This is a genomic window from Sulfitobacter sp. S190 (assembly GCF_025141935.1).
Classification (GTDB): domain Bacteria; phylum Pseudomonadota; class Alphaproteobacteria; order Rhodobacterales; family Rhodobacteraceae; genus Sulfitobacter.
In genome coordinates this window covers 1,266,966-1,279,655 of record NZ_CP081120.1, presented here as the reverse complement: position 1 = coordinate 1,279,655, position 12,690 = coordinate 1,266,966, and the positions used below count along the sequence as shown (strand labels likewise).

Sequence of the window (12,690 nt, the reverse complement as noted above, 5' to 3'; positions counted from 1 at the left end):
GCTGTTTCAGACCTTCGAGGTGACGGCCCGACCGGAACAGGGACCGCCGCGCCTCGCGGCCCTGCGCGAACGTATGGCAGCACAGGACCTCGACGGCTTTATCGTGCCCCGCGCCGATGCGCATCAGGGCGAATACGTGGCCGCGCGTGATGCGCGGCTTGCGTGGCTGACCGGGTTTACCGGATCGGCCGGTTTCTGTGTCGCGCTTGCCGATCGGGCGGGTGTTTTCGTGGACGGGCGATACCGTACGCAGGTCAAGGCGCAGGTGGCGGAGGTGTTTACGCCCGTCGCCTGGCCAGAGACGACCTTGGCGGACTGGCTGCTTGAGGCTTTGCCCGGTGGTGGGCAGGTGGGCTTTGATCCATGGTTGCATACGGTGCGTGAAATCGAGCGGGCGGAGGCGGCGCTTGAGGGAAGTGGCATCAAACTGGTGCAGAGCGACAATCTGGTCGATGCCATTTGGGATGACCAGCCAGCACCGCCTGCGGCGCCCGCGAAAGCGCATCCGCTCGAATTTGCGGGCGAGGCGCATGGGGACAAACGCGCGCGGCTGGCGCTGACCCTTGTGGATGCCGGTCAGAGCGCCGCTGTGATCACCCTGCCCGACAGCCTGTGTTGGTTGTTGAACATTCGGGGTGCCGATATCGAGCGCAACCCCGTGGTACAGGCCTTTGGTCTGCTGCACGCCGATGGCAGTGTCGATCTGTTTGCCGAGCCGACCAAGTTCGAAACACTTCACGATCATCTGGGCCCTGACGTGCGGCTGGCGCCTGTCGGTGACTTTCTGCCCGCGCTCGAGGGGGTGACGGGCACTGTCGGGTATGACCCTGACACGGCACCGCGCATCGTGGCGGATACGCTTGGTGCGCGCGGGGCAAGAGCGGCGGAGCCCTGCGCCCTGCCCAAGGCCTGCAAGAACGCCGCCGAGATCGAAGGCGCGGCAGCGGCGCATCTGCGCGATGGTGCCGCGATGGTCGAAATGCTGTGCTGGCTGGATCAGCAAGCGCCCGGTTCCTTGCGCGAAACACAGGTGGTCAGCCATCTCGAGACGCTGCGCCGTCGCGACAATGGCCTGCAGGACATCAGTTTCGAAACCATCGCGGGCACGGGTCCCAACGGCGCAATCATGCATTACCGCGTCACCGAAGAGACCGACAGCGTGCTGCAGGATGGCCAGCTTCTGGTACTCGACAGCGGCGGTCAGTACCTCGACGGCACCACCGACATCACCCGTACCATAGCCATCGGGAAACCCCCAGATGAGGCCTGCGCCGCCTTTACCCGCGTGCTCGAGGGGATGATCGCGATGAGCCGCCTGCGCTGGCCCGAAGGGCTTGCGGGCGCACATATCGAGATGATCGGCCGTCTGCCGCTGTGGATGGCGGGGCAGGATTTCGACCATGGGCTGGGGCACGGGGTCGGTGCGTATCTGAGCGTGCACGAAGGGCCTCAACGGCTCAGCCGGATCAACACCGTGCCGCTGAAACCCGGCATGATCCTGAGCAATGAGCCGGGCTATTACCGCGAGGGCGCGTTCGGCATTCGCATCGAGAACCTGCTGGTCGTGCAGCAGGCCGACCCTGTCCCGGGCGGCGACGCCCACCGCAAGATGCTTGACTGGCGCACGCTCGCCTTTGTGCCCATTGACCGGCGCCTCATTGTCACCGACATGCTCAGCACGGACGCGCGGACGTGGCTTGATGCGTATCATCGCGAGGTGGCCACAAAAATCGGCCCACGGGTTACGCCCGCCGCGAAAGAGTGGTTAGATGCCGCAACTGCGCCACTGTAAGCGCGCGCGCGACGGGGAGGGATACACAAATGGCATCACATATCACCATTCAGAAAGCAGCGGGCACGTGGACAGTGCGGGCGGGCGGCGCTGTTCTGGGCGAAAGCGACAACGCGCTGGAGCTGGTCGAGGGTGACTACCCACCGGTGATCTATTTCCCGCGTGGCGACATTGCGATGGCGTTTCTGGATGCGACGGACAAGACGACGCATTGCCCGCACAAGGGCGACGCCTCCTATTTCTCGGTCGTCACCAAAAGCCGCACGCTGGACAATGCCGTCTGGAGCTATGAAGCCCCCAAAGAGGCGGTCGCCGAAATAAAGGACCATCTGGCCTTCTATCCCCGCGATGAAATCGCCGTCGAGAAGATCTAGGAATGCTCTTCGGCCGCTGTTGCGGCCAATGCCCTGTTGTAGGCCCGCAGCGCGTCAACGTGGAAAAGCGCCCCCAAAAGCTCGGGCGGCGAGGCATCCGATGACAACGTGACAACCGGCACGAAATTCGCGCCCGACTGCTCGAATATCGGCATCGCCGCTTCGAGCGTTGCAGCCCCGTCCACGTAAACCCCCGCGCCGATCATGTCCCAACACCGCTCTTCGTCGGCGGCACGGGGGTGGTCCGGCGAGCGCATGGTTTTGGCGGCGGTGAACATCGACAACAGATAGGCCTGCGGCCCCGCCGCCAGATGGATGCCCCGCCGTTCAATCTGGGTGAGGAAGAAACTGTGGTCGACCGCACGGCTGGCAATCGCCGTTGACATGCTGACGGCCACCATAACGGCCAGACCGGTCTGCCAGTCCCCGGTCAATTCGAACACGATCAGCGTTGTAGAAATCGGCGCGCCCAACACCGCCGCGGCCACGGCCCCCATGCCCGCCAGCGCGTATAGCGAGGTCGAGCCGGACACATCGGGGAAAATGCCCGTGGCAATCAACCCGAAGGCCAGCCCGCTGAGCGCCCCGAGCATCAGAGAGGGCGAAAACACCCCGCCCCCCATCCTGCCGCCCAGTGTGATGGCCACCGCAATGACCTTGAGGATCGCGAACACAACCGCCTCGTGCAACATCAACTCTCCGGTCAGCGCCAGCGATGTCGTCTCGTAGCCTACGCCGATGATATGCGGAAACCACAGCGCCAGAACGCCCAACGCCGCTCCTGCCACCATGGGGCGCAACCAGCGGGGCAGCCGCGTGCGCGACTGGATCGCATTGCCGATATCCTCGGCCCAGAAAATCGCCCGCATCAGGGTCACGGCGATGAACCCACACGTCAGCCCCAGCAACAAAAAGGCAGGCAGCTCGACGTAGAATTGCAGCTCGCCGGTGGTGGGCAATTTGAATTCGGTCACCCCGCCAAATTCCAGCCGATTGATGACCGTTCCGGCAACCGACGCGATCACGATGGGCGCAAAGGCATGCACGGCGAAATGGCGCAGCACCACTTCAAGCGCGAAGAGCGCCCCGGCGATGGGGGCGTTGAAACTCGCGGACACCGCGGCCGCAACAGCACAGCCGAGCAGATCGCGGCCCGTGATCCCGTCGGCATTGATCCGGCGGTTCACCCAGGTGGTGATCACGGCGGCCAGATGCACAACCGGCCCCTCGCGGCCCGAGGACCCGCCGGTCGATAGCGTGACCAGCGACGCCAGTGCCGAAGCCAGACCGGCGCGGGTTTCGACCCGACCGTCGTGCAGGGCCGAGCCGACGATGACATCCGCCACCGACCGTGCCCGCGCGTCTTTGGTAAAGTGATGCAGGATCAACCCGCTGACCAGACCGCCGCAGGTAGGGATGAGAACGATGTAATACCACTCCAGTCCCGAAATGAACGTATGCAGGAACTGCACATCATCCGTTCCGTAAAGAAACGCCTGTAGCGCGTTGATACCCTTGCGGAAAAAAAGTGCCGCGAACCCCGCCGCGATGCCGATCACCAAGGCGATGAACCAGAAGGTCACCTTGCTCGGCCCCTTGTGGCGCAACACGGCCCAACCGTCTTTGCAGCTGGTGACGGCCATTGTCATCTGTTGCGACAGAAAGGATTTGCGCGGCGCGGTCATAGGGTCACCGTATCACGCATCCGGCTCACCCCCGCCCGCTCAGGCGCTCAGCAGGGCGCGCGCGGCATCCCGCGCGGCATCAGTGATCGTATCGCCGGCGACCATGCGGGCCACCTCGTCGACCCGCTCGTCGGGGGCCAATGGCACGACATTGGTGGTGGTCATGCCCTTTGCCACCGATTTCTCGACCCGCCAGTGATGGGCGCCCAGAGCGGCCACCTGCGGCGAGTGTGTCACGACAAGAACCTGACCGCGTGCCGCAATCGAGGCCAGCCTGCGGCCCACCGCATCCGCAGTGGCCCCGCCGACGCCGCGGTCGATTTCGTCGAAAATCAGCGTCAGACCGGTCTGATCCTTCGTCAGGCAAACCTTCAAGGCCAGCAGAAAGCGGCTCAATTCGCCGCCGGAGGCGATCTTGTTGAGCGGTCCGGCAGGCGCGCCGGGGTTGGTCGCCACGGTGAAGGATACGGCGTCCTTGCCATCGGGTCCGGGTGTTTCCGGCGAAATCTGTGTCGCGAAAACGGCACGCTCCATCTTCAGCGGGGCAAGCTCCGCGCTCACCGCCTTGTCGAGCTTGCGGGCCGCCTTTTCCCTGCCCGCGGTCAGTGCCGCCGCCGCTTCGTCATAGGCCGCCTGTGCCTCGCGCACCGCCTCGGCCAGCCGCGCGGCCTCCGCCTCGCCCGCGTCCAGCGCGCCGAGCTTTGCACGCAATGTATCGGCAAATCCGGCAAGCGTGTCGGGCATCACATCGTGCTTTCGGGCCAATCCGCGGATCGCGAAAAGCCGCTCCTCGGTTTCTTCCAGTTCCCGCTCGTCGAACGACATCGCCTCGATCGCGCCGACAACGCCTTCCATCGCGCTGTCCAATTCGATCATGGCGCGGTTCAGGGCGGCCATTGGCTCCTCAAGACTGCCATCGGCGCGGTCCGCCGCACCATCAAGCCACCGCGTCGCATCGGCCAGCAGCGATTCCGCACCGCTTTGACCCATTGCCTCATAGGCATTGACAACGTCGGCGCGGATTTTCTCTGCGGACTGCATCCTGCGGCGCTGGGTGTCGAGCGTGGCTTCCTCACCCTCCTGCGGGTCCAGCTTGTCCAGCTCCGCCACCGCATAGCGCAGGAATTCCTCTTCTGCGCGGATCTCGTCCTGCGCCTTGGCCGCTGCTTCCGCCGCCTTGCGTGCGCGGGCCATGTCACTCCATGCCTTGCGCACCTTGGCCCGCGCGGCATCGAGGCCCGCAAACTCATCCAGTATGGCACGGTGGCCGCGCGGATTGAGCAGCCCACGGTCGTCGTGCTGGCCGTGCAGTTCCACAAGCGTCTCGGACAACTGGCGCAGCACATCACCCGAACAGCGCCGATCGTTGACCCACGCCGTCTTGCGCCCGTCCGCGGTATTTATCCGGCGCAGGATCAGTTCGTCGCCATCGGGCAGCCCCGCATCCTGCAACACGGCATGGGCCGGATGGTTTTCGGGCAGGTCGAACCACGCGGTCACCTCACCTTGGGCCGCCCCCTGACGCACCAGATCCGCCCGCCCGCGCCAGCCCAGCACAAACCCCAGACTATCGAGCAGGATCGATTTGCCCGCGCCGGTTTCACCGGTAAGCACGTTAAGCCCCGGCTGGAACGCGAGTTCCAACCGCTCAATGATCAGCATGTCGGAAATGTCCAACCCGCGCAGCATCGCAATCCCTTAAAGCGGGGTGTCCCCCACCGTTCCTAGATCCATTGACCCCTGATCGTCTGGCGGTAGATCGCGGACAGCCAGTTGTCCCCGAAGGACTTCAGCTCCAGCCCCCGGCCGGTCAGCAACTTGTAACTGTCGTCATACCATTCGGTCGACTGGTAGTTGAAGCCCAGAATGGCCCCGGCGGTCTGCGCCTCATCCGTCAACCCGAGGCTGAGATAGCTTTCCACCAGACGGTGCAGCGCCTCTGCAGTATGGCTGGTGGTCTGGAAATCCTCGACCACCACGCGGAACCGGTTGATCGCGGCGGTGTAATGGCCCCGCTTGAGGTAGTAGCGCCCGATTTCCATTTCCTTGGCCGCCAGATGGTCAAACGCCAGATCGAATTTCAGCACCGACGTGCGGGCATAATCGCTATCTGGATACCGCTCGATCACGGCCCGCAGCGCCTGCAGGGCCTGAAACGTCAAACCCTGATCCCGACCGACATCGTCAATCTGGTCATAATAGCTCAGCGCCAGCAAATAGGCCGCATAGGCCGCATCGTCATCATCCGGGTAAAAATCGATAAACCGCTGCGCCGCGGACCGGCTGTTGGGATAATCCTGATCGCGGTGGTAGGCAAACGCCTGCATGATCAGCGCCCGCTTGGCCCATTCGGAATAGGGATACAGCCGCTCGATCTCGGAGAAATAGAACGCGCCCTGATCGGGCCGGCGGCGGTTCAACTCGAACTCGCCCCGCTCGAAAATCTGTTCGGGAGTGTAGCTTTCGAGAGGGATTTCTTCGGGATTGAAAACGCTGCCCGTAAAGCGGCCCGCGTTGTCACCGTTGCACGCGGCCAGCGCTGCCGCGACCAGCATCGCACCGGAAAGACGTGCCGCCGACCTGCGAAATCCCATCCCTTTTACCCTCGTTCTCTCACAACCAACGGGGGCGCGAACGCCCCGCTTGGTGCGTAACTAACACAAAGTTTTCCGGTGCAAAATGCACAATGAACGTAACGCGACATTCCGTGACCAAAGTGAGGTTTTCGCGTCGGGCAGCGCCCCGGCACGGCGCTTACGCAACCGCGGGGATTTCGTCCCAGACCAGACCGGCACCGGGCAAACGGGCCGCCATCGCCGCATCACATTCCACCAGACGGTACGCATCGGGATCGGCAAACAGGGCGCGCAGCAGGGTGTTCGTCAGGCTGTGGCCGGCGCGTACACCGGTGTACTGGCCAAGGATCGGTGCCCCTGCCAGCGCCAGATCACCCAGCGCGTCCAGCATCTTGTGACGCACGGGCTCGTCACCGTGGCGCAAACCGCCCGGGCTGACCACATCGTCACCGTCGAACACAACCGCGTTCTCGCCCGCAGCACCGCCGAGTGCGAGACCGTTGGCCTGCATCGCATCCACATCCGCCTGACGGCAGAATGTCCGGCTGTCGCACAGCTCGCGGGCAAAGCGACCGTTGTTCATCACCAGCGACTTGCGCTGATGGCCGATGGCCGCGTCTTCGAAATCGATCTCGAAATCAATGCGCAGCGTGTCCGAAGGCGACAGCGTCGCGCGTGCGTCGCCGTCCTGCACCGTGACGTCCTTGAGCACTTCGAGCGCCATGATCGGGGCCGCTTGCACCTGCACGCCGCGCTGCATGATGCCGCGCACGAAAGGCGCCGAAGACCCATCGAGGATCGGTACTTCCGGGCCGTCGATTTCAACCAACGCATTGTGGATGCCACAGCCCGCAAGCGCGGCCATCAGATGTTCGACGGTCGACACCTGCAGACCGGCCGCATTTTCCAGCTTTGTGCACAGGGGCGAACGGTTCACCGCATCCCACCGTGCCGGGATCATCCGGTCGCCCAGATCCTTGTCGGTCCGCTTGAACCAGATACCGTGGTGCAGGCCAGCCGGAAGGATGGTCACGGTCGCAGGCTTGCCGGAATGCAGGCCTGTGCCGGAGAATCGAACTGGTGTTTTGACGGTCATCTGCACGACTGTTTTTCCTTATAGAGACACGGATGTCACTTGCTTAACCCCTAGCTAAGGAAGTGGGTCCATTCTCTCAACACACAGTTTGCAACCGTCTGAAACATCACTGTCACAAAATGGCGCTATTTGGCCGCCCTACCCCCAAGTCGATGTTTTGAAACGAAAAAGGGCCGCCCAAAGGCAGCCCTCATTCTCACGATCTGACGTGAATTAGTTTGCTTGACGACGCAGGAACGCTGGAATTTCGATGCGTTCCTGATCCGGATCGGGCTCCGCGCGGGGCTGTGGCGCCGCCGCCGATTGCTGCGCCTGCATGGGGGGCTGCTGGCGTGGCGCGGGTTTGGGGGCCGCGGCGCGGTCCTGCGGTGCGCCACCTTCCTGTGTGCCGGTCATGCGGTTGATGAGCGAGTTGATACCAAAGCGCGGACGCTCGGCACCCTGCCCGGCCTGCGGGTTCTGCTGCTGGGCCTGCTGCTGCTGAGGCGCTGGCGCGGCGGGCTGCTGTGCAGGGGCGGCACGCTGGGCTGCGGCACGCAGGCGCGCCATCGCTTCAGGCGACGGTGTGCCGGGCGTCGGTGCACGGGGGGCAACGAATGTTTCCGGCTCGGCCTCGATCTGTTCGCGGCGGGGCTCGTACTGCTGCGGCTCCTGGGCATAGGCGGGGGGCGGCAGATCGTCAGTCGCATCCTCGTACTGCTCCTGCGCGGGCTCTGCAAACATGTCCGGCTGGTCGTGGCTCTCTTCGGCAACCTCTTCGACATATGTCGGCTGGGGTGCTTCCTCGACGGGTGCGGGCTGCTGCTCGGCCACGACCTGCGTGGCGGCCGCGACGGGCGCGGGCTCTTCGATGGCAACTTCCTGCGTCAAAGGCTTCGACATGGAGCGGCGCGGCACCGGCATATCGGTCTGCACGTCCAGCGCGTCAATCCCTGTGGCCACAACGCTCACACGCATCGTGCCACCCATATCGGTATCCAGCGTGGAGCCGACGATGATGTTCGCTTCGGGGTCGACCTCTTCGCGGATACGGTTTGCCGCTTCGTCGAGCTCGAACAGCGTCAGATCGTGACCGCCGGTGATGTTGATCAGAACGCCTTTCGCGCCGCGCAGGCTGATTTCGTCCAGCAGCGGGTTCGCGATGGCCTTCTCGGCGGCCTGAATTGCGCGCTCTTCGCCATCCGCCTCACCGGTGCCCATCATCGCCTTGCCCATCTCGTCCATCACGGCACGTACGTCCGCAAAGTCGAGGTTGATCAAGCCGGGACGGACCATCAGGTCGGTCACACCTTTGACACCTTGGTACAGCACGTCATCGGCCATCGAAAACGCCTCGGTAAAGGTCGTCTTTTCGTTGGCCAGACGGAACAGGTTCTGGTTGGGAATGATGATCAGCGTATCGACGACCTTTTGCAGCGCATCAACGCCGTCCTCGGCCTGACGCATCCGCTTGGCACCTTCGAACTGGAAGGGTTTGGTCACAACACCGACCGTCAGAACGCCCAACTCGCGGGCGGCCTGCGCGATGATCGGCGCTGCACCCGTGCCGGTGCCCCCGCCCATACCGGCCGTGATAAAGCACATGTGCGCGCCAGCCAGATGATCGACGATCTGCTCGATGCTTTCTTCGGCGGCGGCGGCCCCCACGGTGGCACGCGCCCCCGCACCCAGACCTTCGGTCACCTTGATGCCCAGTTGCACGCGGTTTTCCGACTTCGCCTGCTGCAGCGCCTGCGCGTCGGTGTTTGCGACAACAAACTCAACACCATCAAGCTCTTTCTCGATCATGTTGTTGACGGCATTGCCGCCTGCCCCGCCCACACCGAAAACGGTGATCCGCGGTTTCAGTTCTTCTTGTCCGGGCATCGAAAGGTTCAAAGTCATTTTGGATCCGCCTGTTCTGCTTGCCCGCACCGCGCGGGTCGTTTTTATCCCAAATTTCGTTAATTCTAGACGCCATAGCGCCTGTCGTCACGTAAAAAAGGCCATATCGGCGCTAAATCTGGGCAAAATATTGCCGGAATCCGCCGTATATCGGTCGGTTCCCCCTATATAGGGGTTACCAATTGTCCTTGAACCACTTCACCGCCCGTTTGAGCGATCGTGCGGGGTACCTATCTGCGGGGATATCGAAGTCCCACCACTCGTCCTGCGGATGTGCGGCAAACAGCGCGAGCCCGACTGCAGAGGAAAAACCGGGGCCGGTGGCGGCCTGCGGCAGGCCGTGCACCCGCAAGGGTCGACCCAGCCGGACCTGCTGGCCCAAAATCTTGCTTGCCAGCCCGTCAAGTCCGGGGATCTGGCTGCCACCACCGGTCAGCACAATCTGCTGGCTCGGCAAATGGTCAAAGCCCGCTGCGTCGAGACGCGCGCGCACTTCTTCCAGGATTTCCTCGACACGCGGGCGCATGATGCCGATCAGTTCGGCCCGGCTCGCCGTGCGCCGGTCGTGTTCGTAGTCACCCGTCTCTCCGCCAATCTCGATGGTTTCGCGGTCGTCCATACCGGTCGCATGCACCCCGCCATAGAACGTCTTGATCCGCTCGGCGTTTGCCGTGGGCACCTGCAGGCCCATCGAAATATCCGATGTGACATGATCGCCGCCCATGCGGATGCTGTCGGCATAGATCATGTGCTTTTTGATAAAGATCGACACGCCCGTCGCGCCGCCCCCCAGATCGATGCAGGCCGCACCCAGCTCCTGTTCGTCCTCGACAAGGCTGGAAATCCCCGACACATAGGCCGACGATGCGATGCCCGCCAGTTCCAGATCGCACCGCTTGATGCAATGGGCCAGATGCTGGACCGCCAGCGCATCGACCGTCAGCATGTGCATGTCGACAGACAGCTCGTTGCCCAACTGCCCGCGCGGATCGATCAGCCCGCTGCGGTGATCCAGCGCGAAGTTTACCGGCTGCGCGTGCAGCACTTCGCGGCCCTCGCCGTATTCCGGCACATCGCACGAAGACAGCACCCGCGCCACGTCCTCTTCGCAAACCGTCTGGTCCTCCAGCGCGATTTTCGCATCCAGTCCGTAGCTGCGCGGCTCCGCCCCCGCAAAACAGGCAATCACGTGATCGACACGGATACCGGCCATCTTCTGTGCGGCCTGTAACGCGGTGCGGATCGCCCGCTCCGTTTCGCCCATCGCACAGATCTCGCCAAAGCGCACACCGCGCGAACGGGTGGTCGCGGCACCAATGACCCGAAAACCCGACTGCCCGGCCAGCGACCCGATCTCGCCGCTTTCCTCCAGCCGCGCGGACCCGTCAAAGCGCAGCACCAATGCCGCGATTTTCGAGCTGCCCACATCCAGAATGGCCACAACGCCGCGCTGCATCGCCAGTTTGCGCATATGGCGCATCGTGCGCTGGCTGTCGTACAAATCCATCATCTATTACCCGTCCCAAACGCTGCCTGTTGGGCCTGCCATTCTTCGGCGGCCTCTGTTGTCATTTTTACTGTTGGCCGATGGTTCAGCCGCATGTCGACCCGCGCCACATCGCGGCTCAGCACGTCTTGCGCACCCTCCAGCGCAATCACGCGTTCCAGTGCCCGCAAGGCACCGGCCTGCGGCAGCAGAATGCGCTGGTCGCGGTCCAGCACCACGTCCCAGCGCCGCGCGCCAACCCGTACCAACCCGCGCAGCCGGTCTCCCAGAGGTGCGGCCGCCTGCATCAGCTCTATCGCCTCGGCGACATGGCCGTCCGCCCCCTCACCCGCGATCAGCGGCAGATCGGGGCGCGCGAACCGGCTGGTGGCCGCGGCGATATAATACCCTTCGGCGTCAATAAGCGACAAACCGGCGTCCGAGCGCCACAGCGCCACCGCCTTGCGGGGGGTGACGTCAATCTGCAAGACACCGCCCGGCTTGATCCGCACCGATGCCGATTTGACCGCCGATATCTCTGTGACCGTTTTGCGCATGGCCCCGAGATCCAGATCAAAGCTCGAGATCGGGAAGTCCAGCGGCAGGCTATCCCGGATATAGGTGGCAAGTTCGCCCTGCGCGCCGTCGATAGCCATCAGGTTGACCATGAATTCGGGCCGCGTTTCGATGCTGGCACGCGCTTCGGCGACGACCTGCTCGATGTGGCCGCGCCGCGCCTCGTCACTCAGATACAAGGTCCCCGCCAGCAGGGTGACGCAAAACGGCACCCCTGCCCGCAGGCCCAAACGCACGCCGGGCGTCAACATCAGACGTTGCAGCCGCCACGCCCAGCGTGAGGGCGCGGGATCGGCCCGGCCACCGTCGGTCTTGCGTCGGATCAGCGCGCGCATGATGCGTCCTCCACCATCCAGGCACACAGCTGCGGGAACGAGATGCCGACCGCCTGCGCCTGTTCGGGCGTCAGCGACGTGGCTGTCATGCCCGGTTGCGTGTTTGTCTCCAGAAGGATCAGCCCTTCGGTGCCGCGCGCCTCGTCCCAGCGGAAATCCGTACGGCTGACCCCCTTGCACCCCAGCGCGTCATGCGCCTGCACGGCATAGCTCATGCACAGATCGAATATCTCCTGCGGCACGTCGGCGGGCACCACATGCGATGATCCGCCTTCCTTGTATTTCGCGTCGTAATCGTACCATCCGGTGGTGTGAATGTCGGTCACGGTCAGCGCACGGCCGCCCATGACGCTGGTGGTCAGCTCGCGGCCCGGCGCGAATGTCTCGACCATGACCGACTGCGGCATCTCGGGGCCCAGCTGCGGGGGGCCATTGTTCTCTACATCCACGAGATAGACCCCCACGGACGAGCCTTCGTTGTTGGGCTTCACCACATAGGGGGGCAACATCACGTGGCCTGCGCGCACCGCATCGGCATCGACGATCATACTGTCGACGACCGGCAGGCCCGCGGCGCGAAAGACGTCCTTGCTGCGCTGTTTGTCCATGGCGACAGCAGAGGCCATCACGCCCGAATGGCTATAGGGGATCGCCATCCACTCCAGCAGACCCTGCACACAGCCATCCTCGCCCCAGCGCCCGTGCAGACAATTCAGCACGACGTCCGGGGCCAGCTGCGCCAGAACAACAGGAAGATCGGGGCCAGCATCGACCTCGACCACATTTTCGTATCCATGTTCCCGCAGTGCCGCCGCGCATGCACGCCCGGATGAAAGGGACACTTCGCGCTCTGCCGAAGGTCCGCCCATCAAAACCGCCACTGTCG

10 protein-coding genes are annotated in these 12,690 nt (G+C 63.8%); 2 read left to right on the top strand and 8 right to left on the bottom strand.

Features of this window, described 5'->3' with window-relative positions; all coding sequences use genetic code 11:
* Window position 1: 1 nt before the first annotated feature.
* Together K3756_RS06605 and K3756_RS06600 are read left to right on the top strand one after the other, a co-directional pair.
* Window positions 2-1,792 carry an aminopeptidase P family protein gene (locus tag K3756_RS06605; protein ID WP_259993502.1) on the top strand — a complete coding sequence of 597 codons (1,791 nt, stop codon included), beginning with the start codon at window positions 2-4 and terminating at the stop codon, window positions 1,790-1,792.
* A gap of 29 nt (window positions 1,793-1,821) precedes the next feature.
* Window positions 1,822-2,166: a DUF427 domain-containing protein gene (locus K3756_RS06600; RefSeq protein ID WP_259992099.1), complete on the top strand. Its 345-nt coding sequence runs from the start codon at window positions 1,822-1,824 to the stop codon at window positions 2,164-2,166.
* Here the strand turns inward: K3756_RS06600 and K3756_RS06595 are convergent.
* From K3756_RS06595 to K3756_RS06560, 8 genes are all read right to left on the bottom strand, one after another.
* On the bottom strand, window positions 2,163-3,851 hold the full coding sequence (locus K3756_RS06595; protein ID WP_259992097.1) for a chloride channel protein: 1,689 nt from the start codon (window positions 3,849-3,851) through the stop codon (window positions 2,163-2,165). The genes K3756_RS06600 and K3756_RS06595 overlap by 4 nt on opposite strands.
* 39 nt (window positions 3,852-3,890) lie before the next feature.
* Window positions 3,891-5,540 (bottom strand): DNA repair protein RecN, encoded by a 1,650-nt coding sequence (gene recN, locus K3756_RS06590; RefSeq protein WP_259992095.1) that lies wholly within the window; start codon window positions 5,538-5,540, stop codon window positions 3,891-3,893.
* Window positions 5,541-5,575: 35 nt separating this feature from the next.
* On the bottom strand, window positions 5,576-6,445 hold the full coding sequence (locus K3756_RS06585) for an outer membrane protein assembly factor BamD (protein WP_259992093.1): 870 nt from the start codon (window positions 6,443-6,445) through the stop codon (window positions 5,576-5,578).
* Window positions 6,446-6,605: 160 nt separating this feature from the next.
* Window positions 6,606-7,523 carry a UDP-3-O-acyl-N-acetylglucosamine deacetylase gene (gene lpxC / locus K3756_RS06580; RefSeq protein WP_409202435.1) on the bottom strand — a complete coding sequence of 306 codons (918 nt, stop codon included), beginning with the start codon at window positions 7,521-7,523 and terminating at the stop codon, window positions 6,606-6,608.
* A 213-nt stretch (window positions 7,524-7,736) separates the two neighbouring features.
* Window positions 7,737-9,407, bottom strand: coding sequence for a cell division protein FtsZ (gene ftsZ, locus K3756_RS06575; protein WP_259992089.1), 1,671 nt, complete (start codon window positions 9,405-9,407; stop codon window positions 7,737-7,739).
* Between the two features lie 175 nt (window positions 9,408-9,582).
* On the bottom strand, window positions 9,583-10,917 hold the full coding sequence (gene ftsA, locus K3756_RS06570) for a cell division protein FtsA (protein ID WP_259992087.1): 1,335 nt from the start codon (window positions 10,915-10,917) through the stop codon (window positions 9,583-9,585).
* Window positions 10,914-11,804: a cell division protein FtsQ/DivIB gene (locus K3756_RS06565; protein WP_259992085.1), complete on the bottom strand. Its 891-nt coding sequence runs from the start codon at window positions 11,802-11,804 to the stop codon at window positions 10,914-10,916. The genes ftsA and K3756_RS06565 overlap by 4 nt, the downstream gene beginning before the upstream one ends.
* On the bottom strand, window positions 11,792-12,673 hold the full coding sequence (locus K3756_RS06560; RefSeq protein WP_259993501.1) for a D-alanine--D-alanine ligase: 882 nt from the start codon (window positions 12,671-12,673) through the stop codon (window positions 11,792-11,794). Before K3756_RS06560 ends, K3756_RS06565 begins: the two co-directional genes overlap by 13 nt.
* Between the last annotated feature and the right edge of the window lie 17 nt (window positions 12,674-12,690).